The organism is Nannocystis sp. (assembly GCF_016714285.1).
Lineage (GTDB): Bacteria > Myxococcota_A > Polyangia > Nannocystales > Nannocystaceae > Nannocystis.
In genome coordinates, this window is the sequence record NZ_JADJNN010000016.1 from 45,081 (window position 1) to 68,595 (window position 23,515).

Annotated in this window: 22 protein-coding genes and 1 pseudogene; 13 read left to right on the top strand and 10 right to left on the bottom strand. The window is 64.8% G+C overall.

The window, feature by feature from the left end; genetic code table 11:
* The first annotated feature begins 108 nt into the window (after positions 1-108).
* The 9 genes from IPJ59_RS25055 (at position 109) to IPJ59_RS25090 (ending at position 9,676) form a co-directional block, all read left to right on the top strand.
* Complete coding sequence (locus IPJ59_RS25055; protein ID WP_293273614.1) at positions 109-1,284, top strand: hypothetical protein; 1,176 nt, start codon at positions 109-111, stop codon at positions 1,282-1,284.
* Positions 1,285-2,017: 733 nt separating this feature from the next.
* A complete protein-coding gene (locus IPJ59_RS25060) occupies positions 2,018-2,461 on the top strand; it encodes a hypothetical protein (protein ID WP_293273615.1) in 444 nt (147 codons plus the stop codon).
* On the top strand, positions 2,458-3,471 hold the full coding sequence (locus IPJ59_RS25065) for a C25 family cysteine peptidase (protein ID WP_293273616.1): 1,014 nt from the start codon (positions 2,458-2,460) through the stop codon (positions 3,469-3,471). The genes IPJ59_RS25060 and IPJ59_RS25065 overlap by 4 nt, the downstream gene beginning before the upstream one ends.
* Before the next feature lie 220 nt (positions 3,472-3,691).
* On the top strand, positions 3,692-4,828 hold the full coding sequence (locus tag IPJ59_RS25070) for a CHAT domain-containing protein (protein ID WP_293273617.1): 1,137 nt from the start codon (positions 3,692-3,694) through the stop codon (positions 4,826-4,828).
* Positions 4,829-5,157: 329 nt separating this feature from the next.
* Positions 5,158-5,742 (top strand): SIR2 family protein, encoded by a 585-nt coding sequence (locus IPJ59_RS25075; protein WP_293273618.1) that lies wholly within the window; start codon positions 5,158-5,160, stop codon positions 5,740-5,742.
* A gap of 3 nt (positions 5,743-5,745) precedes the next feature.
* The gene (locus IPJ59_RS38095; RefSeq protein WP_366524676.1) at positions 5,746-6,090 is read left to right on the top strand and encodes an nSTAND1 domain-containing NTPase; all 345 of its coding nucleotides are present in this window, start codon (positions 5,746-5,748) and stop codon (positions 6,088-6,090) included.
* Entirely contained in the window at positions 6,077-7,690 is a 1,614-nt protein-coding gene (locus IPJ59_RS25080; RefSeq protein ID WP_293273619.1) for an nSTAND1 domain-containing NTPase, read from the top strand. Before IPJ59_RS38095 ends, IPJ59_RS25080 begins: the two co-directional genes overlap by 14 nt.
* A gap of 73 nt (positions 7,691-7,763) precedes the next feature.
* Positions 7,764-8,666: a WD40 repeat domain-containing protein gene (locus IPJ59_RS25085; protein ID WP_293273620.1), complete on the top strand. Its 903-nt coding sequence runs from the start codon at positions 7,764-7,766 to the stop codon at positions 8,664-8,666.
* A gap of 92 nt (positions 8,667-8,758) precedes the next feature.
* Positions 8,759-9,676, top strand: a complete 918-nt coding sequence (locus tag IPJ59_RS25090; RefSeq protein WP_293273727.1) for a WD40 repeat domain-containing protein — start codon at positions 8,759-8,761, stop codon at positions 9,674-9,676.
* Between the two features lie 120 nt (positions 9,677-9,796).
* Here IPJ59_RS25090 and IPJ59_RS25095 read toward each other — a convergent pair whose 3' ends face one another.
* The 6 genes from IPJ59_RS25095 to IPJ59_RS25120 all read right to left on the bottom strand — a co-directional run bounded on the left by IPJ59_RS25095 (position 9,797) and on the right by IPJ59_RS25120 (position 18,596).
* Positions 9,797-11,092, bottom strand: a complete 1,296-nt coding sequence (locus tag IPJ59_RS25095) for a hypothetical protein (RefSeq protein WP_293273621.1) — start codon at positions 11,090-11,092, stop codon at positions 9,797-9,799.
* Between the two features lie 723 nt (positions 11,093-11,815).
* Positions 11,816-13,792: an NACHT domain-containing protein gene (locus tag IPJ59_RS25100; protein WP_293273622.1), complete on the bottom strand. Its 1,977-nt coding sequence runs from the start codon at positions 13,790-13,792 to the stop codon at positions 11,816-11,818.
* Complete coding sequence (locus IPJ59_RS25105; protein ID WP_293273623.1) at positions 13,747-14,712, bottom strand: CHAT domain-containing protein; 966 nt, start codon at positions 14,710-14,712, stop codon at positions 13,747-13,749. Before IPJ59_RS25105 ends, IPJ59_RS25100 begins: the two co-directional genes overlap by 46 nt.
* 310 nt (positions 14,713-15,022) lie before the next feature.
* Entirely contained in the window at positions 15,023-17,170 is a 2,148-nt protein-coding gene (locus IPJ59_RS25110) for a caspase family protein (protein WP_293273624.1), read from the bottom strand.
* Positions 17,167-17,982, bottom strand: coding sequence for a hypothetical protein (locus IPJ59_RS25115; protein ID WP_293273625.1), 816 nt, complete (start codon positions 17,980-17,982; stop codon positions 17,167-17,169). The genes IPJ59_RS25110 and IPJ59_RS25115 overlap by 4 nt, the downstream gene beginning before the upstream one ends.
* 137 nt (positions 17,983-18,119) lie before the next feature.
* Positions 18,120-18,596, bottom strand: coding sequence for a hypothetical protein (locus tag IPJ59_RS25120; protein WP_293273626.1), 477 nt, complete (start codon positions 18,594-18,596; stop codon positions 18,120-18,122).
* 340 nt (positions 18,597-18,936) lie between these two features.
* Here IPJ59_RS25120 and IPJ59_RS25125 point away from each other — a divergent pair, with 340 nt between their 5' ends.
* Positions 18,937-19,233, top strand: coding sequence for a hypothetical protein (locus tag IPJ59_RS25125; protein WP_293273731.1), 297 nt, complete (start codon positions 18,937-18,939; stop codon positions 19,231-19,233).
* Positions 19,234-19,278: 45 nt separating this feature from the next.
* On the opposite strand, the pseudogene IPJ59_RS38100 reads toward IPJ59_RS25125, so the two are convergent.
* A pseudogene (locus IPJ59_RS38100) lies at positions 19,279-19,377 on the bottom strand (tyrosine-type recombinase/integrase); the annotation flags it as partial.
* A 518-nt stretch (positions 19,378-19,895) separates the two neighbouring features.
* Entirely contained in the window at positions 19,896-20,123 is a 228-nt protein-coding gene (locus tag IPJ59_RS25135) for a hypothetical protein (protein ID WP_293273627.1), read from the bottom strand.
* A gap of 153 nt (positions 20,124-20,276) precedes the next feature.
* Between IPJ59_RS25135 and IPJ59_RS38105 the strand changes: the two genes are divergently transcribed.
* The 3 genes from IPJ59_RS38105 (at position 20,277) to IPJ59_RS25145 (ending at position 21,520) form a co-directional block, all read left to right on the top strand.
* A complete protein-coding gene (locus IPJ59_RS38105; protein ID WP_366524677.1) occupies positions 20,277-20,429 on the top strand; it encodes a helix-turn-helix transcriptional regulator in 153 nt (50 codons plus the stop codon).
* 84 nt (positions 20,430-20,513) lie between these two features.
* The gene (locus IPJ59_RS25140; protein WP_293273628.1) at positions 20,514-21,089 is read left to right on the top strand and encodes a DUF4062 domain-containing protein; all 576 of its coding nucleotides are present in this window, start codon (positions 20,514-20,516) and stop codon (positions 21,087-21,089) included.
* On the top strand, positions 21,077-21,520 hold the full coding sequence (locus tag IPJ59_RS25145) for a hypothetical protein (protein ID WP_293273629.1): 444 nt from the start codon (positions 21,077-21,079) through the stop codon (positions 21,518-21,520). Before IPJ59_RS25140 ends, IPJ59_RS25145 begins: the two co-directional genes overlap by 13 nt.
* 195 nt (positions 21,521-21,715) lie before the next feature.
* Here IPJ59_RS25145 and IPJ59_RS25150 read toward each other — a convergent pair whose 3' ends face one another.
* Positions 21,716-22,390 carry a zinc ribbon domain-containing protein gene (locus IPJ59_RS25150; protein ID WP_293273630.1) on the bottom strand — a complete coding sequence of 225 codons (675 nt, stop codon included), beginning with the start codon at positions 22,388-22,390 and terminating at the stop codon, positions 21,716-21,718.
* A gap of 312 nt (positions 22,391-22,702) precedes the next feature.
* On the bottom strand, positions 22,703-23,032 hold the full coding sequence (locus tag IPJ59_RS25155; protein ID WP_293273631.1) for a hypothetical protein: 330 nt from the start codon (positions 23,030-23,032) through the stop codon (positions 22,703-22,705).
* Between the last annotated feature and the right edge of the window lie 483 nt (positions 23,033-23,515).

Below are 23,515 nucleotides of genomic sequence, written 5' to 3' on the forward strand. Positions count from 1 at the left end.
ACTCGGCGAGCTGCGCGGCGAGGACGCGTCGACCCTGTCCGTGTCGCGCTCGAGCTCGAGCTCGTCGCCGTCGATCGCCTCGCTATCGACGGCGTATCTGCCGCACCCGTGGACCCCAGCGCGCCGATTGAGGCCTACGTCGAGGCGATCGACGTGGACGCCCCAAACGTCAACATCCGCCGCGCCGCCGAGCTCGGTCTGCTCGCTCGCCGCGCCCTGCTCGCTGCCAACGCCGGGGCTGTGTGGACCGCCCTGTGTAGCCGGCCTGAACTGCGCATCGATCTCGCCCGCCTCGACATCGGCGACGCCGCGCTGCGCCTGCTCGCCCGCCGCTCGCTCGATGGAGTCGCCCTCGCGCGTCGCCTCGACGCCCTGCCCGGCGTCGACGCTGCCGGACTCGCCGCTATCACGCTGCTGCCCGCATCCGGCCTGCAAGCAGCGGTCGCGGCGCTCGTCACCTGGCGCGTCCAGACCGCGACCGCGGTGAAGCGACCCGCCAAGGACGCGTGGGACCACGCCCGCTTCGATATGATCCGAATGCTGTCCGTCGAGCTGATGACGATCTTCGCTGACGACTGGTACCTCGTGCCCGTGCGCATGCCGGTCGGACACCTCGCCCGTATCCGCTCCGTCACGGTCGACGACGCGTTCGCCTACAAGCAGGCGCCGCGAACGCTCGCCTCGTTCGCCGAACAGGACGGCGCCGCCCGAACCTGGCGGATGTTCGAACTCACCGGACAGCCGCAGCCGAAGGACAACATCGGCCCATGGCTGTTCGTCGCGCCGGTCGTCGCCGACCTGCTCGAGTCGGATCCCATCGAGGAGGTCCGGTTCCTACGCGACGAGGTGTCAAACCTCGGGTGGGCTGTCGAGCGCACGATCGAGGGCGTCGACGGCCGCCCGCGACGGCGGGCCGAGCCGCGCATCACGCCACCAGCACCCCGCGGCGACGCCGGATGGGCCTGGCAGTTCGTCAGCACCATCCCACTCGGATGGACCCCGTTCGTTCCAGCAGCCACCGGCGATGGTACCAACATGGCACTTCAGCGCGCGCGCCTGCCGCACTGGACCGTCATCGACGGCCCGCAAGGGACGCTGCTCACCGCGACCACCCCGCTCGTGATCCCCGAGGAGGAAATCCCGGCCACCGGCATCGTCCTCACCCGCACCTGGCAGCGCACCCGCGGCACCAACGGCGAGGTCCTCCTGTGGCAGGGCCGTGAGAAGCGGCCCGGAACCGGCGAGCCCGCGGCCGAACTGATATTCGATCGTCTGCTCCGCTGAATCGTGCAAAGGAGCAGCGCCCAGTGGGCGAAGGCAGGCACGAGCTACCTGCTGGCGGTGACGATCGCCAGCTTCGGATCGTCGGGGTCGTCAAGGGCGCTTGCAGGCAACGACAAGGCGTCGACGAGGTGCGCGACGTCGTAGGGGGACGGCGCCGGCGAGCGCGGCGTCGCGGTCGCGCTCGACGGAAGGCGGGAGGCCACGAACCCAGGTCCTGGCGCTCCTGGGCCACGCGAACATCGCCCCGACCGAGAATTACCTGCACACGGACGCCGCCAACCTCGACCACGCCATGCTCCGGGTCGCCCGGCGCGGCAAGCAGGAGAAGCCCTGGGAAAATAAGGCCGTCCGCCCGAGAACCGTTCCCGAGGCGGTGTAGGCGGTCCGAATCACCGTTTGACGCCAACACCGGATCCACCGGCGTTGCGACGACCCTCCGCCCAGCCCCGATCGGCCGCGTTCTCGCAGATTGGGACGAGAGGGTCGATGTGTGCCTAGCAACTCCGCGGTTCGAGATGGCCCCTTTGAGAAAATCGGACGCGCGATGCACGGCTGCCGGCTACGCAGCCGGGTTGTGGGCCTCGAGCGCGGTGCGAACGAGTGCAGAGGATACCGTTCATCTCAGCGGCTAAGCACACCTGGTGCCGTGCGCGCAGGACTATTGCGCTTGCAGCGCCGCTGTGCGATCGTTGTCACACAATCCGGCTGTCGTAGCCGGCGAAAGGGGACGGAAATGACAACGGTCGACGAACAGCTTGTTCATTTCAACGGGGTGGATGCCGAGTCCGGCGAGGACTTATTCCCGGCTATGAAACTCGTCGACCTTTGCGAAGCTGGCGCTCGCCGAGATTGGCGACGCCGAAAGCTCGTGGAGTTGAAGGCTATCGCCGCGGCACGTAGTGAGCCACATTTCGCTCCGGCAGCGTTCGTGAACCCGTCCGATCTGTCGCAGACCGGGTGGGGGGTGCTGTTCGCGTACGACGAGGATCCAAAGGTCATCGAGGCGCTGCGACCGTTGCTCGACCATCGCAAGCAGCAGACCGGCGACAGGCTATACTACGAATATGCCAGTGACGAAGGATGGCAAGCAGACGAGGACAAGTACGCCTTCCTCGTGCGAAAGCAGATTTACCTGCACGGCCAAGTCGACCCGAGAAGGCGCCGTACTACCTTTTGATCGTCGGCAGCCCAGAAAAAATTCCGTACAGCTTTCAGTTCGACATGGACACCGAGTTCGCGGTGGGACGGATCCATTTCGACACCGTGGAGGAATACACCCTCTATGCGAACAGTGTAGTGGGGTCAGAAACCAAGGGGTCGCCGCGGCCGAAAAAAGCGACATTTTTCGGCGTCCTGAACGGGAACGACATCTCCACCCCCTTAAGCGTGGCGCACCTTATCGAGCCGCTCGTTGAATTCGCGTGTCAGCGATCCTCGCGGCAGGGCGCTCCGCCGTGGCAGATCAAATCTTTCACTAGGGATAAGGCCACGAAGGCGAAGCTGCTTGAGCTCCTCGGTGGTCCGGAGACACCGGCACTACTGTTCACGGCGAGCCACGGGATGGGCCTCAAGTCTGGTCATGAGCGGCAACTCGTGGATCAAGGCGCTCTGGTGTGCAGCGATTGGTTCCGGGGAATCCAACCGAACGCGGACGAGTGGTTCGCCGCGAACGATCTCGACGACACCGCGGATGTCCGCGGCATGATCGCGGTGCTCTTCGCTTGTTTCAGCGCTGGCACCCCGAAGACCAACTCGTTCAGACGGTCCGACGGGACCGGGAGGGTCGGCGGTGACGGGCTCGCCCCCGTCGACTTTGTAGCCAATCTGCCGCGGCGTATGCTCTCTCATCCGAACGGCGGGGCACTTGCAGTGGTTGGACACGTTGATGCCGCGATCGAAACATCGTTCACTTTGGGCCTCGACGGCCCGACGCTGAACACGGAGTACAAGTCTCTAGTAGCGCAGCTGTTAAGCGGGATGCCGATCGGGCACGCGATGGATGGGTTCGGTGCACGCTATGGCGTTCTGGAGGTACAACTCGGGCGGTTCCGTGAGAAAGTCGAATTCCGCGGCGTTCCTAAGGCGGCCGATGTGGCCTCCGTCTACGCGACGAAGGTGGACGCACGCGCCTTCGTAATCGTCGGAGATCCCGCGGTGCGCCCGAACTTCGCGCAGAGCGCGAGCTGAATCAGCGGTAGGCGGGCCTGCCATCTTGTCCACTGGGGCTACTTGGGAAGCCCAGTGGACTCGGAGCACTCTGCGGCCAAATGGACGGGCGGCTTGCAGCCAATATCCGACATCGCGCTCATCCTCGATCCTAGGCTTGCGGCAAGTGGAAAATCTGAGACCATCACCGCTGGAGGTCCTAGTGGGAGTCCCTGGAGAACTCGAGATCAGGCTGCGTCACGTGAAAGACGGGACATATGAGGAGGAGCTACGGCTGGTCGATCCGGAGGCGGCCACAATGAGCGCGCCGGTCCGCGGACTCGTAAAGATCGATTTTCCAAAGATGAGGTCCTTGGAGCTCAAGCCTGATGTCTACGGCGATGAACTCACACAGTGCGTCTTCGCGGACAAGGATGTCCTCGGGCTGTACATCAGGGCACGAACAGTCATGTCGAAACACAAGCTGCGTCTGTCCATCGCCATCGAGCCGTCGGAACACGAATTGAACGACCTGCGCTGGGAGCTTCTGCGTGACCCGGTAGACAAGAAATTGCTGGCGACCTCGGATGACGTGTGGCTATCGCGTTTCATGTTCAGCAAGGATTGGCGGAGTGTGCCGCGGCACTCCCGAACCCAGCTGCGGGCGGTGATCGCGGTGGCGGCACCCACGGATTACGCGGAGTGGCAGCTGGCCGAGATTAAGCTCGACGATGAGATCGCGCGCGGGCGAAACGCCCTCTCCGGTATCCCTGTGGAGGTGCTCGGCGACACGGAACCGTGCACGCTCGATCGATTGATCAAGGCGCTGCGCGGGGGCGCCGACATCGTGTACCTCGTATGTCATGGGATTCATCGGTCCCCATCAGCGCCGTCCGTCTATCTCCAGAACGAGAGCGGCCAGACAGAGGTCGTTCATGGGAAGGTGTTGGCCGACCGCATCGGCGACATGGCCGAGGCACCGCGGATGATGGTATTGGCCTCGTGCGAAAGCGCTACGCGGCTAGAATACTCGCTTGCGACGATGCTGGCTGACGCGGGGGTCTCGGCGGTGTTGGCTATGCAGGGGAAGATCAGCATGGCAACCGTGAAGGGGGTAATGCCGCCCTTCTTCCACCAACTATTCATCGATGGCCAGATCGACCGGGCGCTGGCTATTGCGCGCGGGGGCGTACGAGCGCATTCCGACGCGTGGATGCCGGCGCTATTTCTGCGGCTCAAGAACGGTCAGCTGTGGTACGAGCCGCGTTTGACCGGGAGCAACAACGCGCCGCCGCAGTGGAAGGCGCTGTGTCAGTGCGTTCGCAATGGCGCTCGTGCCGATCATCGGGCCGGACCTAGACGAGGGCATGTTCGGCGGAATGCATGCGCTGGCAAATAGGCTAGCGGAGAGAAAAAATTATCCCAACGCCGACCACGAACGAGCCGATATTGCAAAAGTTGCTCAGTACATCAACATCCAGGAGGGTCGGAAGGCTGCGCGTGACGCGGTACAGGCCGAGTTCGAGCGGGAGATCGCTAGGCGCCAAGGCGTGACGGGGACCGACTTGCCTGCACTGTTGGACGCGGTCGCGGACCAACGAGTGACCCGGGACGGGGACCCCTACAGGACCCTCGCAGAGTTGTCGGTGCCGATCTACCTGACGGCCAGCCCCGAGACGCTGCTTTCGAAGATGTTAAAAAGGCTGGCAAGAAGCCCGAGACGATGTGGTGCAGCTGGCGAGCGACGGAGTCCGAGGAGCCGCAGAAGCCGCAGAAGCTGAAGCCTGCGAAGGTGAAACCGAAGAATCGAAGGCGAGCCCGCGTCCGGAGGCGAATGCGCCGCTCGTGTATCATGTATTCGGAATATTCAGCACACCGGAGTCGCTGGTCCTGACCGAGGACGATTTCTTCGACTATCTGATCGCCACCTCGACGCTGGGGCTGCCCGACATCATCGGCAAGACGCTGGTGGAGGGTGCGTTGATCTTCCTCGGATTTCGCCTCGACGACTGGACGTTTCGCGTGCTGTTCCGGTTCATTATGAACCTCGGCGGTGCTTCCAAGCTGCGTGGGCGCCCGCACGTCGGTGTGCAGATCAACCCCGAAGAACATAGCCTCGCCGACGTGGAGCGGGCCCGCGAATACCTCGAGCGCTATTTCGGCAGCGACCGCGGCGTGGGGCTCGGAGAACCGCCCATCATGTTGTTTTGGGGCAGCCCGGCCGACTTCCTCCGAGAGCTGACCCGGCAGTTGGAAGCGACAAAGGACGACCATGTGACCACGCCGGTGGCAAGACTGAAGGGGTGGTTCTGAGTGATGAAAAATCCCTATGTAGGCCCGCAACCGATCGGGTTGAACGAGAAGCTGTTCGGGCGGGCCGCTGAGGAGGACGAGCTTATCAATCGCCTGAGCGCGACGCGGATCGTGTTGCTGTACTCACCGTCGGGCGCGGGGAAGAGCTCCCTGATCTTAGCTGGAGTCATCCCGCAGGTACGTGACCAGTACGACGTGTGGTGTCCAACGCGGGTCGGACACCCGCTACCGGAGGGTGTGACGGGCAATCGCTACGCTGTCAGCATGATACTTGGGATCGAGCAGGATCCCCGAGGAACTTCGGAGGGACGCTGTCGACCTGGCGAAGCTCAGCTTGGCCGACTATAAGCAGACACTAGCGCGCCCTCCGAACGTCCCCAGGAGCGTCCTGATCGTCATCGATCAGTTCGAGGAGATCCTGACGGTCGATCCGCTGGCCCGGGAGGCCAAGGAGGAGTTCTTCACGCAACTGGGCGAGCTCTTGGCAGATACCTCTGTGTGGGCGCTGTTCGCTTTGCGCGAGGATTACCTCGCACAGCTGGACCCGTACGCGCGGCTCATCCCGACGCACCTGCGCAGCCGGTATCGTCTTGATCTGTTACGGCGAGACATGGCGGAGCAGGCGATCACGGGGCCGGCCGCGCCGCGGACGTGGTCCGAAACAGCGCTCAAAAAGGTGCTCGACGACCTAGGTTCGGAGGGACTGTACTACGAACCAATGCAATTGCAGGTGGTCTGTCGCGGACTCTGGGAGCAGATGCCGGACTCCGCAACGTCGGTGGAGCTGCGCGATGTGACCACGTTCGGCGACGTCACACGGGCGCTGAGTAAATACTACGCTGACACGATGCAACGGATCGCCAGGGGCGATCTGCGACGGGAGCGCAAGCTGCGTGGCTGGATCGGCGAGCAATTGATCTCGCCGAACAGAATCCGGACGCAGGTGCTGCGGGGCGCGAAGAAGACGCTGGAACTGGCGAACGAGCAGATCGAGCAGATCGTCGACGCGCACTTGATCCGTGCTGACCAACGCGGAGACGCAGTATGGTACGAGCTAGCGCACGATCGTCTGATACGCCCAGTGCGGGCGGATAATGACCGGTGGGCGCAGGAGCATCTTCACCCAGTCCAACTCCAGGCGGAGTTATGGGCGCGACGCGGCAAGCCGTCTGCGCTGTTGTTGTCCGGGAAGGCGCTGCGAGCGGCGGAAGCGTGGGAGAAGCAACAGGCCAGGACGGTCGATCCCGAGTCGGAGTTCCTGGCCGCTTCGAGGGCCGCACGTGTGGCCCGCGGGACAGCGGCGAGGCCTTGGTGGGTGGTCGGTATCCTCGCCGTCCTTGTGCTGGTGGGGGGCGGCTGGTCGTACCGGAAGCAGGTGAAGGCGGAGGAGAAGCGGCTGCACGACGCGGCGGTGGCAGATGCGGCGACAGTCAAGGCGGGCGAAGAGAAGGCGAGAGCTGAGAAGGAGGCCCTCGCCCGGCGGGATCAGGAGCGACTGGTAGCAATCCTCGAAGCAACGGATGATCCGACGATACAGGTGGCATTGCTCCGGGAGGTCGAGGATCCGGTAAATCTGCGTCGTTGGATGCAGCTGGCGACGACGGCCCGTCAGACGCCGATCGCACGGGCCGTCCTGCCTCAGGACAGCGGCGAAGCGGCCAAACCTGGGATCTCACCGGACGGACGATATCTGCTGGCGGTGGATACTGGCGAGATTCATCTTTGGCTGGCCGAACAGCGTAGACGGGTTCGACTCTCGGAGCCCGCCAATCAAGCGACCCATTCTATCTATGCATTCTCTCCAGATAGCAGTTTGGTCGCGGTCTCACGAAACGTCAGGCTGGACGTCTGGCGTACGGATGGAACCTCAAGGCCGATCTGGACGACCAAGCAAAAGACGACTATATCAACGGTTGCTTTTCCGCTGACAGAGAACGCATCGTACTGAGTGCCGACGGAGCAACGAGTGTCTGGCGGTTCGCCGATCTCTCTCGGGAGGATATGGAAAGGACGCGATTCACTTGAAACCGCACGACGGCGTCATTCTCGACGCCGTCTTCTCAGATGATGGGACCTATGTTGCCACGCTCACTAACCATGATACCGTGATGGTATCGCGGAGCGACGACGGCGTTGAGGTCATGCACCTCGAACCGGCCCTAGAAGGTTCAACGGGCGTTATCTTCTCCCCGACGGGAGACCACCTGCTCGTCCATGGCGCCGGTGAGATCGGGGTGTGGCGCGTGGCTAGCCCGGATCAACCGATCTTGCGCGGGCCCGGGAGGATATCCGGACCCCACATCGTACTGCTCGTGGGCTCGCAGGTGCAAATAGGACGACTCGATCACCCCGAACACCTCAAGCCCCTTCCCGGTCGAATAGAGCCGCCGAACCTGGGCTTCAAAGCGGACGTCCCGTCCACTGGTAAGCACGTCGTAGTGGTTCATGACAACGGAACAGCGTGGGTCTGGCGGGCCGACGGAACGGGCAAACCACGCATGCTGCAGGTTGCCAAACGATTGATACCATCGACGGCACGTGCAGAGGCTTTAAACATCCGCGATGCGTTGTTCTCGCCCGATGGAAGCCAAGTCCTTCTCGTCCTCGACCCCGGCGCCATCGCCGTGTGGCCGCTCGCGGCCGATCAGCCCACGGTGATGCTCTCGCAAGAGGGCCCTATCGATATGGCGTCCTTCTCGCCGGACGGGAGCCATATACTTGCCATCTCGCGCGACGGACGAATTCAAGTGTTCGCCTCTGACGGCAGTTTCAGGGCGCGGAAACTTCGCCCACCCACAACCATAAGGCAGCAGGCAGGGTTTCTCGTCAACGGTGATGTCGTAACGGACGCCGCGGACAACACGGTGCGGGTGTGGGACCTCGACGAGGAGTTCAATACGCTGCGGACTCGAAGGCGAAAGTGACTCATGCGGCTGTTTCTCCGAACGGGCTTCATCTGGCTACTGTGCACGGAAAGCGCGTCGAGGTGAGATCATCAGGAGCCGCGGTGTCCACGATGGTGCACAGCGATCCGATCGAGTCGCTGGCGTTCTCGTCAGACGGACGTCGGCTCGTCGTCGCAGGGGGCAACACGGCACGCTTGCTGTCGGTCGCCGACGGCGTCGAAGGAGTGACGTCTGCTGACGGCGTCGAAGGGGTGACACTCACTGGTCACGAGAAGCCCGTGCGCTCCGTTGCGTTCTCGGCAGACGGGGCCCGGGTCGTGACGGGCTCCGATGACCAAACCGTGCGAGTATGGCGGACAGCGGACGGGGTCGCGGAGCGGGTACTTCATGGACCGGACGACAGCGTCATAGCTGTTGAAAGTTCCGGCGACCACCGAGAGGTTGTCGCAACGACGATGAAGAATCTATGGGCATGGCAACCCACCGACCTGGAAAATATGCAACTCCTGCCAGGTGATGGTGGGTCGAGCAAGTCTGTTGAGATTTCTCCCGATGGATCCGTCGTACTGACGGGATCGGGATACGCGAGGACCTGGCCCGTGATTGGTTATGGCGATCAGAAGGGTTGGCCGAGGATGGGGAGATCCGGACACGATGCGCCGATCGATCTAGCGTCATTCTCGCCCGACGGCGCACAGTTCTTGACGATTGCTAAGGATGACAAACTGCGGATCTGGCGGATGAACGACGGCGATCACCCGCTGGTGCTGGCGGCGAAGCACCCGCTGTTCGCGTCGTTCAAGGCGGACGGGCAGGCGGTGTTGACGGTTGACAGCGCCGGGGAAGTGCGCGAGTGGCCGCTGTGTACACCTGACAGTGAGTCGCTTACAGCATGCAAGGATGCACTTTGGCGCGCCACCTCGTTCTGTTTGTCCGTCCAGCAGCGGATCGAACGGCTCGGCTCCGACGAGGAAGATGCAAAAGAGCGCCAGCGAAAGTGCCGAGAGGATGTAGCGAAGGTCCGATAGTAGTTCGGCGCCATATATGGGCCAGGGCCCCTCCGATTCGACACTCAAGCCTCGATTTCTTGCTCCGCTTGCGTCACCGGAGGTTCGTGAATTTGCTCAGACACGACTACGTCCGTGGTCTCACCGGACGGATCGAGCATGATGGCGTCGATCTCCCTGCGGGTACTTCGGGCCGATTTCGGCCGGATGTCCTGGCAAGGCTCCCGGGAAAGCCGGACGTCCCATCTGAGCCCCTGCGCCCCGCTGGTCAGGATCCTCCGCGAGGCGGTCGCGTCGCGCCAGCAGGGCGGTGGTGTACGGCTCGCTGAATTCGCCGCTCTCTCCGAATGTGCTCGCGTACACCGCGACGGTCTGCCCGTCGCGAGCCAGGAACCTCCCGTCGCGGTAGTCGCTTACGTGCAACGCGCGCCGGAGCCACAGCGCTGGCATCCACTGCTCGATATCCTCCTGTTCCTCGTCCTGCGAGTAGAAGCGGCAACTCGCCGCCAAGAGCGGGATCTCGACGTTCGTGCCCCGGTCGTCGAGGGTCTGCTGGTACATCGTCCCGTTCTGCTCCTCCACCCGTGGTGACCAGACGACCTCCGAGATGTTCTTGTAAGCCCCGGTACCGCGCAGCTCCGAATGAAATTCATGCATATTCGGTAAATCGACCGCGGCGTCCTGCTCGATCATCTCGCGGTGAGCAGCGTCGTACACGAATCCCGACAGGGCGATATGCGTGTCGGCTTGGCTGTCCGGGTCGCGGACCCGGGCCACGGCGCGGAGAACGAGCCATTCGCCGGTGCGGAGCCATGCGGGCGCCTCCGCGTCGAAGCTATGCATGACGCGAGGGTATCGGAGGGGCGCCTCGCGGATCCACTCGATGGCGCGATCGAACTGCAGGGGCGACGAGAGCTCGACGACGGGCATCACGTCCCGGAAGATCGCCAGCGGTATGGGGTTTTCGCGGTCGGGCCGGCTCGACGCGGTGCTGTCCCATGACACGAGCGAGAGATCGACGGGCGGCGAGACGGTCTGACCGGAGAGGGAGAGAGGCAGGCGATCCGACAGATAGCCGAAGAGCCGGTTGCAGGCTGCCCAAACGTACTTCTCCAGGAACGTGGCGACCGTGCTCCGTGCTCCGTGCGCCGCTTGCTCGTACTGGCGAAGGATAGCGATATCTGGGCCCAGCATCTCGCCCGGCTCACCACCGTTGGGCTCGCCGCAAAACCGGGGATACGTCCATCCCTGGGCGTATAGGTCCGCGACGACGAAGCCGAACGCGAATTGGTGGGGGCGCAGATCCGGTAGCCCATGGGCGTTCGCGTGGCGATGCAAAAGCTCCGTGGCCTCGGCGGACAGCGCGGGGGGCCGGCGGGCGGGGAACAGTTGCTCCTCCATGTCGGCCTGGCCGAGCAACTCACCGCCGGTGAGCACGTCGTCCTGTGTAAGCACGATCCACTCGGGGAGGGACCGGAGCGTGGGGCTGAGCCCCGGTGCGGACTCCGGTGCGGCCCGTCGCATGAGTTCCGCACGGACGGCGTCCCGGACAGCGAGAGCGGCCCCGGGGCGGATAACGCCGTCTACGAACGCTTTTAGTAGCCCCGGAGAAATACTCGAGCGTGGGTACCGTCCGGTTGGACGTAGTGCGGGGGCGTCTGGAAGAACTCGAAACGCGCCGGGCACGACGTAGTTCGCCAGGTCGTCGTGAACAGGATTCGCGGGATCCCAGCCAGGTCGTGCGCAGCGATACCGCGGTCCAGCGGAGGAGTCGGTCGGGGTCGATCGGGCGGTGACGTACGCGTTCGAGCCACTCATCAACCGTGACCCCACATGCGGCCAAGCGCTCGACCAGCCCGCTGATCGCGCGTCGGACGACCACGTCGTCGGTATACTGCGGCGAGGCGGGTGTCATGAACGTCTCCACCGTCCAGGCGCCGAGCGATCGCCACTCCTCGCCGGTGTGGACAAGCATCGCCGCATGGAACGCGACCCGCAGGAGTTCGGCGAGCATCTGCGGGTCGTTCGTCGTGACGGTCGCCCGCAATAATTCGAGCAGCTCCCCGGGGGACCTTGCGCCCCACCGGGCGAGCGCCCCGCGGGTCTCGCCACGGACGCGGCTTTCCACCGAGGTCAACCGCCATGCGAGCAGGAGCGGCGTCATGTGCCACGATTCCTCGTCCTCGAGCTCGACCGGGGGAACACGGCGTGGCCTGCCCAGATCTCGTCGTTGTCCGAATCGAGGCCGGGAGGTCCGGACCACCGCAGGTCCCGGTCGGCGACCGACATCCGCGCGAGCACTTCCTGGACGAAGCGAGCGTCGAACGGATGCTCCCGGCGGAGGGTCGGCACGACCAACAGCTCCACGACGCGCAGACATCCTGACCTGTCCCGCAGGAAGATATCCCTGACGAACGGTGCGAACGTCCTCGCGTGTTCGGATGACGCGGCGATCAATCCTCTCAACTGCAGGTCTTCCCGCTCAACCTCGTCGAGATCCTCCGCCCACAGGTGTTCCTCGAAGATCCTATGGCCGCCAGCGGTGAGCATCTCTGCGACAAGGATATAGATATCGTAGCGATATGCGATGGAAGACGGGATCCGAGGTTGCCCCCCGCTCACCTCGATCTCCCGGACAATCTCGCGTGCGATTAGGAAGTCCGTTAGCGGTTGATACACCGGCTCCCAGCACTCGATGTCGTCGGCGTACCTGTCCTGTGGGACGACGATGGTCTGGAGCAGCAGTCCCTCATCGCGGCAGTGGGCGAGGATATGGCCATGTTGCTGGCTGGAGATACGGAGCAGATCGGTGTCGTCCTCGCACGCTTTCGTCACCTCGAGGATCGGGATCGGGTCATCCCGGCCGAGGCTTAGGCGGGCAAGGATACGGAGCAACGCGCGTACGGGACGCCAGCGTTCATCCCAGCCGTCGGCGTCGGTCACGCGCGCCGTAGCCTCGACCTGTTCGAGCTTTCTGGCCATCAGCCCCGTCAAGGAAAGATCGAAGGGCGGACGGTCTTTCAGATCCTGGCCACGAAACAGATCCGCGAACAGGCGGATGGACAGCGGATCCACTAGGGCCCAGCGCAGCCACGGTGGAGTATGAATGTGGCTCGCCTCACAGTGGGCCCTGAAGACCTCGCGCAGCGGCGCGTTCGATTTGCCGAGAGGCACGCGAGCGACGGCGCCAATGTCGTCCAGTGTCTCGGCGAGGTGCGTACGGGTGCTGACGGCGAACAGCACTTCGGGCCACCGGGTTGTCAGCGTAGCGAGCTCGCGCAGCCGCTCGGCCCACTGCGCCCGGTGTCGCGATTCGTCGAGGCCATCGAGCGCGATCAGCAATCGGCGCGGCCTGCCCTGGCGACTGGCCGCCGCACGATCCATTGCCGTGAGGAGCGCATGGAGCGGGGCGCCCGGTCGCTCGAGCGCGTCCCCGAGGAGCTTCGACCAATCCTGACGTGGGTCAAGTTCCCGTGCGCGCAGAAGCAGCGTCGGCACTCCATTCGCAAGGCTCTCCTCGACCGCTCGGGCCAGGGCGTGGGTCTTGCCGGCCCCGGGATCTGCGTAGTATAGGACCGGCAAGCCATACGCTCGCAGCCGCTCGAACAAGCGGCGTCGATCGATCGGGGTGAGCACCGCGTGGAGCGAGCGCTCTATCTTTTCGGTCGTACGGTGACCCTTGTTGCTCCCGAGCAGCCGGAGCAGCGAAGTGAGCTCCGGCGCTACCGTGGGTTCGTTGTCGGTCGGGACCACCAACGGGAACGTGGTTTGGGTGCGGAGCGCATCCAGGACGCGTGCCTGTCGTGCGAGCACGACGTCCAGCCACCCGGCGCCGCTTAGTCGCATGGGCTCGGCGTCGTCCAGCGCAAGGAAGGCCGGGTGGCGCGTGAGCTGGTCGAGCGCCGCGCGGGCTCGTTCGACGATCTCGACGAGGCGCCTCGCGGTCGCCACGAGCCCGGGATCCTCCTGCGGGCCGAACAGGCGGACGCGCAGATCAGCCTCGAGCACGCCGGATCGGTGCAGATCCGGCGTGTAGCGAGGTTGCAACCAGCCGCGAAGATCGCGTGCGAAGCGCTCCTGGAGCGTCATCATCAACGCCGCGTCCTCATGCTCCTCGTTGACGGGGCCGGCGCCCACAATCCGGCGAACTTGTCGCGCATAAACAGGGTTGGAACCCACCAATCGGGGCGGTGCAACGCCAGGACACCGGCGCGGGCGGCCGCCAGGGCACGGTCAACGCGACCGTGTCGGGTCAACGCCCGGAACAGCGGGGGCATTAGCGCGGTCGCAGTGGCCAAGCTAAGTCTAGCCTGCATGGCGATGACGGCCGGAACGCCCGCCCGGGCGAGCGCGGGGCCCACGGCCGAGGCGAATGTGTCCGGATCGCCGGCGCCAGCGCTATGGCACGAGACAAGGACGACGAGCCTGGGCAGCCGCGATGCCGCCTTAATACGCTCGACGAATCTCTCGGCCGGGACCGTGTCGCACTGCCCATCTTCCTGCTCCAGCCAGAGGTGGGCGCCCTGGCGGTTGATCGTTCCGTGGCAAACGACGTAGAGAATGTCGGCATCGGCGAGCCGTTCGCCGATGTTGGCGAGGGTCGCCTGGCCACGTGCGGCCAGGAGCACCGTGGAGATGCTGCCCAACTGCTCGCGGGCCTGGCGAGCCCACCAGGTGGCGTCGATTTGGGCGAGAGGGTAATCCGCGAGGTCGGTTGGAGCGGCGACGACGACGAGGGCACGCATACCGTTTTTGGGACGAGGGTCCAGCGGTGAGCCTGACGGGCAGTCGACGCAGCGCGTGAGCAGGACGCGTTCACTCGCTGCGAGGGGCCCTTCGTCATTGGTCCACAGGCGCTCCCATCGTAGTGCGTGCAACTCGGTCGCGTCGGCTGGGATCTTCAACCGAAGCTCGAGGGGCAGCGAAGCTGCGATCGCCGCCGTCCGCACCTCCGATATGAGCGCGGCAATCGCTGGAGCCGAGAAGAGCGCGTCCGCGAGCAGTCTCCCGTATCGCTCGGGATTCAGCTCTGCCGCCCTCAGCTCTGCGAGGTCCAAGCGGAGTACCTCCGGGCCGGCCTCCCGTGTTCGATCCGGGAACCGTGCGAGCGCGCCGAAACACCAGTCACCGCTCGGGTCTTGAAAAAAATGGACCTCTAGCTCGGTCGATGCCGGCATTCTTCCGCGAAGTATGGACATTTTCGGCGTGCGGTGTCTAGTACGGGACCGGCTCTATATCCACGGCACTCGCCGGGTCCAGCGCGGCCAGACGCACACCCGCGCGGGCGCCTGGCTGCTGAGCTCGGCGTGGGGTTGCCGGACGCCCACGCGTTCGTGGCCATCGCCCAGTCCAGCGCGGGGCGGTGGCCTACCGCATGGAGAGAAGCACGCGCTCCACGACGGCAACGGGGAGGCCGGTGCCGACGGCGATATCGACCGGGTCCTTGGTGTCGGCCTCGGTCGCCCATGTGCGTACGCGTTGGCTCACACGTTCGCCGAAGTCAGGCTGCAGATCCGTCCCGAAGCTGATAGATTTGGCCGGTTCGGGCTGAACGGCGAGCCAGGGCCCGGCCCGCCGGGTCGCGGCAGCGTGGGTGTACGCAGGCGTACCGCGAGGAATGACGCCGCCGTAGATATAATCGAGCCAGAGGAGCGCGTCCCAGGCGTTCCAGGTGGTCGGAAGGGCGAAGGATGCATGTGTGAGATCGATGCCGTGCGGGCCGGTGTGGACGCCGTGGCGGACTCGACGACGCAAGCGGGCGGCGCGGATGCCGAGCAACTCGGGGTGGCCCGGGACGAGCCGGTCGAGGTTGGTGAGCACGACGTCGAGGAGATCGTCGCGGAGATGGTCCTCAAGCAGCAGTACGTGGGCACCGAGGATGCCGGCCATCGGGTTGGCCCACTTCTCGTCGAGCAAGCGGGCGAGATCGGCAGTGGTGATGGCGGGTGCGCCGTGGATGAGCGAGAGCAGGGTGTATTCGGCGAGGGCGTTGGTGTCAGGGTCTTCGCGGTGTGCGACTAGGCCGTCGCCGCGGCGTCGCATGTGGATAGAGGCGCCGTCGAGGCTTGCGTGGCCGCGTTCGTCGGCGGGTGTAAAGACGTAGGTGATCCAGGCATGGGAGAGCCAGAGCGGGAGGCGACGGTCGTCGGGGAAGCGGACCAAGACGTTGCCCGTGCCGATCCAAGACATGCCGGCGAAGCGACCGTCGTGGCTCCGAGTACCATCGAGCGGGAGGGTCCCGGACACAGCCACGGAATTGATCGTGACAGCCGGGCCGTCGGCGTCGCCTCGGCGTCGCCGGACGATTACGGCGAGGTTCGGGACCTCAGGAGGGGCGTGGATGGAGGGGACCGGTTGTGCGAGCGCGTGGGCGGCTTCTTGGTGCGTCTCGTTGGATCCGACGCTGCCGTTCACCGGAGCGATCGAGGCGGGTCGATCGAAGTCGACGCGGAGTACGCCGTCGGTGCCGGTGCGCGCAAGATCGGGGACGATGAGGTCCACAGTGAACAGCTTGCGCAGGCCGGTGCACTGGACGGTGTAGGTCCCGGCGCCCAACTGCGCGACGAGCCGAGCTGGGGCGGACGACAGCAGACGGCCGGTGAGGTCGAAAATCGCAAGGGTAGACGACTCATCGCCGCGAATGTCGACGGTATGCGTCGCTCCAGCCTGGCTTTCAGGTGGGCGGACTCCCTTGGCGCACCAGAACATGATCGGGTGCTGATGCGAGCTGCTGGTCACCGGTCGTTGACTGCGGCAAGTATCGGCGGCCCGTCCTGCGGCCGCGTCGGCGGCCGCGAGCAGCTCAGGGACGCGGGCCTCGACGTAGATTGCGAGACCGTTCGAATCGATGACGCCGCCATTCGCGGCCGCACCATAAAGACCCTCGAGCAGCGCCCGGGTAAAATGGCCGTGGCCATCGTCGTCGGTGCCGCGAGACTGGCCGTTCGTCGCCTCATACGCCTTACTGTTGAAGGCGGCGGCCAGCCAGAACAACCAACGCGTCTCGCCGCGGCGCGGGTTGACCGCGCGACGCCAGCGGGGACCCTGAGTTTCGGGGGCGTCGCGGAGTTCGTCGCGGCAACAGTCGGCGAATACGACGACCTCGTGGAAATCCTGCGACCTGTTAAGAGCCTGGCGGAGCTTGGCCAACGAGACGTGCCAAAGGTCGGCGTCGCGGGCCTCACCGGTGAGCAGGGCAGCGTCGGTGCCGCTCGGCGAGTAGCCGTGACCGGAGACGTAGAGATAGAGGCGTGTACTCTGCCAGGCGAGCGCACCAGTCTTGACGCGCTCGCTGACGTGCACGCGCCAGGCGAGGATGGCGTCGTATACATCCTTCTCGATCGGTTTTTCGGGGGCGGTCTGGATCACCCGCTTGAGGTGCTCGACACCACCCTTGTCCGCGAGCCAGTCGGCGATCGCATCGGCGTCGGCGACTGCATGATCGAGATGCCGGAACTCTTTGTAGTGGTCGATACCGACGACGACTGCGTAGTGGCCGGGGTGCGTGAAGTTCATGGCGTCGCTCCGAGGATGGCGGCGAGCAGGCGGACGGTCTCAGGGGCAGCGGTGGGGTCGAACAGGCCGCCATGGCGAAGGACGGTGCGGTCGGCACGGCGGGCCAGCCAGTGGCGCTGGCTGCGGGCAAGGATGGCGCGGACGTGCGGGTCGGGGGCGAGGTGCTCGCGGGTCCAGAAGCGTTCCATGCCGAGGAGCGGGTGGTCGGCGGTGTCCTCGGCGGCGCCCGAGACGAGGTAGAGGAGAGAGCGCGGGTAGACGCCAGGCACCTCCCAATAGCCACGCTCGCAGTCGTCGTCGAGGGCGATGAAGTGGAAGCGACGAACAGCCGATGGAAGGAGGTCGTCGGCGGCTGCCATGTGCCGGCCGAACACGTCGTAGCGGACGGCGGCAGCGAGGAGGACGAGGTCGTCGACGTGGAGGCCACAACGGGCAAGCTCGACGACCAGGCGGCCGGCGTAGATGCTGCCGGCAGAGTGGCCGACGATCGTGATCCGCGGCGGGGATCGGTCAGCGGACGCCGCGGCGAGTGCATTGACGAACATCCGTCCACCGCGGTCGTCGGCCTCGAAGGTGTCCTCGGCCTCCTTCTTGATGAGCGACCACAGCTTGCCCCCGAGCGCAGACAGGTAGAACTCGCGGCCGATCTCCTCGACGCAGGTCGCGTAGACGCCGTGAGCTCGGCCGGTGAAGAATCGGGAGATCACGCGGGACAGGGCGACGCCGAGCTTCTTCGCGGCGATCAGGCCGACGATGCTCCGGCTGCCGTCGGCGTCGGCCCCGGACAGCACGCGTAGCCAATCACCGTCCATGCGGGTTGGGATTGGAGCTGCTGGTCCGCCGTCGAGGCCGCGCGAGTTGGGGTCGGGTGCGACGATCGCGCGGAGCTCTCGGCGAAGGTTGGGGTCGGCTTGGGCCTCCTCCTCGAATGTCCGCAGGTCGCCCTCGGTCAGCCTGTCGGTCTCACCGTCGAGGTCGCGTAGGGTTCCTCAGCGGCGGCGCGGGCGCGTAGTCGGGCCTCGATGTCGAGGTCCGACGGGTTGTCAAATCCAACGACCGCGCGGCTATCGGCGGCGTTGCGCAGGCGACCTGCAGTGTACTTGAGGACGAGGGCAAGCGCGCGTTGGAAAAACCCCTCGCGGGCGATCTCCTCAAGGTTATTGCATACGATCGCGAGGGGTGCCGTGTTCCATAAGAACGCGACCGGGAATGCCTTCGCGGCGGTGTATGTCGGCTGCATCTGCGAGGCGCCGAGCCGGCCGTTGGCGGGCGTCACCAGGCCGCCGTGAAGGTGGACTACTAGGTGACCGTTTGCGACAGCATCGCGGGCGAGTTGTTCGATGCGGGCGTGGGTCCAGGGCGGCACGGGCACGCCGTCGCCGCCAGTTTCGATCATCGCGTTGTCGTCGAGCGAGAGTGTCGTCATCGCGGGCGACGATATCAGGAACGGAGGACGTGTGTGTGGGTCGGGATCAAACCTCGTTTGATGGGGCAGTCCGGGCCTGCTGCGCCCGCGGTGAGGCCTGGTGCCTGGTGGGTACCGCAGCCGCGATCCCCGGCGGTGGAGGCCTGACGATGGCGCCGAGCTTGAGCAGGCGGCAGAGGATGGGTTGGCCGATGAGGTGAGAAGCGTGCCAGCGGGCCATCCCTGGTGCCCCTTGCGTCCTACCCCGACGTGGCGTGACAGTTCGGCATGGATCCAACAGTGCGGGTGTGGTAGCGCTCGTTCTGTCAGGCGAACGGGCGCATGCACTGGAGCACGCGCCGTGATCACGAAGATCGACCTTCGTCCCTACCGTCACAAACCCAACACCTGGGAAGCCGACATCACCATGCTCGTTCAAGGCCACGAGGTTCGCCGGCGATGGAAGTCGCCGATGCCCTCGCGCGCCGCGAGCGAGCGGTGGGCCCGCGAGAGGGCTCTCGCCTTCCTCGCCGATGCGACCCGTCCCGAGCAGGAGGAGAAGCCGCAAGAACCAGAGAAGAAATCGATCCCGACCCTCGCTGAGTTTGCAAAGCGTTGGATGGAACAGTACGTCGTCGCTAACCGCGGGCGACCCTGAGTACGGCCTCGTCGAGGTTGTCGGAGTCGGTGTGCAGGTACCGCCCGTCGTGGCGATGTTGGTGTGGCCCAGGAGCGCCTGGACCTCCCTCAGTGAGGCGCCGTTGTTGAGCGCCTGCGTGGCGAAGGTGTGGCGGAGGATGTGAACCCACCGAGGCGGTCGCCGTCGATGCAGGCGCGCAGGGCGATGGCGCCGAGGATGTGTGGCTCTTGCCGGTAGGTGATACGCACCGGCAAGAAATCGGTGACGTGCCTGTAGGGGCACCTCGTACAGGTTGCCGTCCCAGGCGATGCAGCCCATCGAATCGCTGATACGGTAGATGACGCGCGCAGTGTCGTAGGGTGACAGGGCAGCGGCCGCAGGTGCGATTCTCCTCGGCGAATCTCCGAGGATCGCAACGTGCTGGCCGCGAGGCACCCGCACGTCGGCGACGTCGTCCATCCACTGCGCGCGCGAGTTGTCTCCGCGTCGGCGACGTCGAAGAAGTTGCGGCCACGCTGAGGAAGCCCCGCCTAAGCTCCCAGAAAGAGCGCTCCGTCCTCGGTTTTTCGGGGGCAGCCTTGCGGCACAGCGTGCGGGGAAAACTCGTAGGTGGCAAACGCGATGAAGCGCGACTGATCGGCTGCGCGCTCCTCGAAGCGCAGCACGACGGCTTTGGCGGTCTATTTGCAGCGCGACGCGACGCCGCCGAGCCGCGTAAACGCCAGGCGGTGCGCCTCCATCAGCTCGGGGGTGTCCTCGTGCGCGTGGATCGCGAAGGCCTTGCGCCGCGACCACCCGAGCACGTATGAGCACACGTGGACCCGGCGGCGGCCGGCGGCGAAGTCGATCAGGTACGACGACCAGTCGCTCTCCGCCATCTCGCCAGGCGCGTACTCCGGCGTCGGCAAGCTGATCGCCGCCTCGCGGGCCCCGAGCCGGAGGCTGCCCTGGTCGACGGGTCACCGCCGTCCGGCGATCGCGGGGGCGTCCTGCCGAGCGCCACCCGCCCCCTGCTGACCGAGGTCGCGGCCACTGACCGGAAGCCCTATCGAGGGCCTGAAGTGCTCGGCGAACCGCCGCGAACAGCCACGCTTAGCGCGTGGGAGAACGGCACCAGCGAGCCCCAGGTCCTCGAGGCCGACGCGTTGGCGCAGGTCTTGGGCGTTGGCATTGAAGTTCTCACCGGCCGCGCGCCGTTGCCCGAGCCGCAATAGCGGCGTGCGCGTTGACGCGCATCGCGCGCGTTGACGCGCGTTCGGTGGGAGCGGTACCGTCTGGCGGTGGCCGCCCAACGGATCATGTACCAGGTCTTCGTGTCCTCGACGTACGTCGACCTGCATCCGGAGAGAGACGCCGTTTCGTGGGCAATCCTGAAGACGCGAAATACCCCGGCGGGAATGGAAGCGTTTCCTGCAACAGATGATAGGGGGTGGAAGACGATTCAGAAGACTATCGATGAGTCGGATTTTTACGTACTCATCCTTGGGCATAGATACGGGTCTACTGAGAGCACCTCAGGTTTGTCGTGGACTCAGAAGGAGTATCGCTACGCGAAGAGCAAGAGCATTCCAGTGCTTGCCTTCCTTCGAGAGCTGTCGGCAACCCCAGGGACCCAAGTCGATGCAGACCGGTCTAAGATCGATGCCTTCCGGGCTGAGGTGAAGGACAGCCATAAGATTGTGATGTGGCATCATCTGGCGGATCTCGCGGCGTCTGTCTCCCAAGCCCTCCCCTTGGCGATCCAGGATTATATCGATGATGAAATCCCTCGCCCCGGCTGGATCAGGGGCTCCGCCAGTGCGCTTAAGGTTGTCGATGAGCTCGCGGCGCTCTCGGAGGAGAACAGGACCTTCGCGGGCGGATGGAAGAACTGATGAAGGGCGCAGTCACAGCGGAGATCGAGCGCCCCCCATCCGCATGCCCAAATCAATGGATCGGCACAACCTCGTCCGAAATAAATCTGGGGTTTGCCGTCCAGAACGTCGGTCTGCATGGCGTCGTTCTGGAGCAGCTGGTTTGGTTGGTGAAAGAAACTGGACCGACTGCCAGAAAGTCCCATATTATGAGTGGGAGACTGCCGTTCATCGCTCCAAACACAAGCGCCGGTCCTTTTCAGCTTAGTGTCCGTAGTAACCACATGGCAACGTTGCAGATCCGCGATCTGGTCGCGGCAGCGAAAAATATTAAGGTCACTGCTGTACTCAGTGCTATGTCAAAACCCTATGACATCCATAGGGAAATCCGTTTCGCGGTCAGCGCAATTTTGGATGATCCTGTTGACGGCGCGCTCGCGGAGCTCAGCTAATCCCAGGCACCGGAGCCGCGAGCCGCCCGTTATCCTTGTGGAGACGGTCGAGGCCCAGGGGCGAGCTTGAGGATGCAGCGCGCGGGCCAGGACGGCAGCAGGCACAGGAGGTCGCGTAGGTAGGCCCACCTCGGGCGGCACGAGCTCGATCTCGACGCGCGGCAGGTGGTCCGGGCAAGGGTCGGCGCCCCGTGGTCACTCAAGCGTGGCTTTGACGCGGGCCGTCACCACATCGTCTGCGAAGTTCGCCGGAGGGGAGACCGAGCCGAAGTCTGTATTATCGATAATCACGACGTACGTCCCTGCCTTCAAAGTACCTTTCCTGTCATGCGACGGGTTCTTTGCGTTGACAGTTCCGGAAAGGTCGGGAAAGTGATGAAACTGGCCGCCGAACAGTGAGTTCGCGGCGTTTTTCCATTCATCAAAATCCGATTTCTCTACGACGTAGACTTCGAATGCGGGGCCCTTCACACGAGTGACGGTGAGCGATACCGTTGAGGGGACCTTTATCTCAAAGGTGTAGTGTTGGTACTGGTCTTCCTTGATGTTGATCGAATCGTCGATGATGGTCCGGGGCCCTGCCATGTCGACGAGCGGGCTTCGTCTGTGCTCCGACCCAAAGATCGACGGTGAACGAGAGTCAAAGATCCCGGGTAGGAAGACCCATAAAATTCCTACTCCAACAACAACCCCGAACGCGATTCGCCATACAGATACTCCCGAGGCTGCAGTTTTCCGTGGTGAGCTTGAACCTCTAAAAAGACTGTCGGTGCGCTCTGCAGGTGTTGCATCCGTCAACGAGACGCCACACGCCGCACAAAATTGATGCTCAGGCGAAGTCTTCGTGCCACACTTCGGACAAAAGGCCATGATCCCTGCTCCTTATCAGGGGCTATCAGGCTTGAAGTAGTGAGTCAAGACGTGCTTGTAGTTGCAAAGACATCAATAGACCCCTAGATCGCGCGGTTAACGAGTTTGAGGCCAATTTTGGCGGCGGGTCGAGTACCCGAGGGGCCATGGTCCCCCGACGCGGGCCGGTTGGTGAAGCTGGAGCGCAACCTCGGACGGCTTCCAGGTCGTCGAGTTCTGGAACATGTTGCACGATGGGGTGCCCAGAGGCGATCTCCTCAGCCGCCCGAGCGTGCGAGCGACATGCAGGGGTGAGCGCGACGGAGCGCGCGGTCAGCCGGGGAATAACAAGACCTGTGCGGGAGGATGGGGTCCGGTGGCGCCCGGCCCCGTGGAGGACGCGGCGATGTCGTCGTCGGTTTCGACGACCGCGAGGATGCGCATCCTGCCGCCGCACTTGCGACAGACGGTGACGTCGACGGCGAACACGCGGGCGAGGAGCTTGGCCCACCCGAGGCGGCGCGGCCGCGGCGAGGATTCGGTGTCGTCGTCGGGCCCGTCGTTCGCGGAGCCTGCGAGGCCGAGCGCGAGCTGCTGCCCAGACAGCGTAACGGGGGACGGCGGAATGATGTGAGGCCGGAGATGATGGCGATTTGCGAACACACCGAAGTATCGGGTCATGTGAAACCCAGCGGCGGCACGAGGGCGCACAACCGGGCGATGAACTTGTCGGCGCTCATGTCGGCATGGGCGGCGCCGCTGCGCCAGGCGGCCTTGAAGAGGACGCGCACGCGACCATCGGGGAGCGCCTGGACGGCGTCGTGGGCGAAGGGCGGGCGCGCCGTGGCTCATGCCATCATCTCGGGCCAGAGGTAGAGGCCGACGGGTTCGAGGTGGCGCAGGCGGATGTGGTAGAGGGACTGGAGGCCGGCGGGTTCGCGGCGGATCGCCTCTAGGCGGCTGCGCATGTGGTCGCGGTCCGTCGGTATATTGCCCCCCCGCCGCCGCGAAGGCGGTGGGCGGCGTCGACTGAAGGCAGGCGTGAGGTGGCGCGCGACCACGCAACATGGCCTGAAGGACAGAGGCGCCGGGAGCCACAGCATGGGGTGAAGTCGACCGAAGGCGGCCCTCTGGCTGTCGGCCGTA

Coding starts and splice junctions, on each gene's coding strand:
- IPJ59_RS25060 (WP_293273615.1), top strand. CDS start 2,018: ATGACAACGGTCGACGAACAGCTTGTTCATTTCAACGGGGTGGATGCC.
- IPJ59_RS38095 (WP_366524676.1), top strand. CDS start 5,746: ATGAAAAATCCCTATGTAGGCCCGCAACCGATCGGGTTGAACGAGAAG.
- IPJ59_RS25090 (WP_293273727.1), top strand. CDS start 8,759: ATGGTGCACAGCGATCCGATCGAGTCGCTGGCGTTCTCGTCAGACGGA.
- IPJ59_RS25110 (WP_293273624.1), bottom strand. CDS start 17,170: ATGAACTTCACGCACCCCGGCCACTACGCAGTCGTCGTCGGTATCGAC.
- IPJ59_RS25115 (WP_293273625.1), bottom strand. CDS start 17,982: ATGGACGGTGATTGGCTACGCGTGCTGTCCGGGGCCGACGCCGACGGC.
- IPJ59_RS25120 (WP_293273626.1), bottom strand. CDS start 18,596: ATGACGACACTCTCGCTCGACGACAACGCGATGATCGAAACTGGCGGC.
- IPJ59_RS25140 (WP_293273628.1), top strand. CDS start 20,514: ATGTACCAGGTCTTCGTGTCCTCGACGTACGTCGACCTGCATCCGGAG.
- IPJ59_RS25145 (WP_293273629.1), top strand. CDS start 21,077: ATGGAAGAACTGATGAAGGGCGCAGTCACAGCGGAGATCGAGCGCCCC.
- IPJ59_RS25150 (WP_293273630.1), bottom strand. CDS start 22,390: ATGGCCTTTTGTCCGAAGTGTGGCACGAAGACTTCGCCTGAGCATCAA.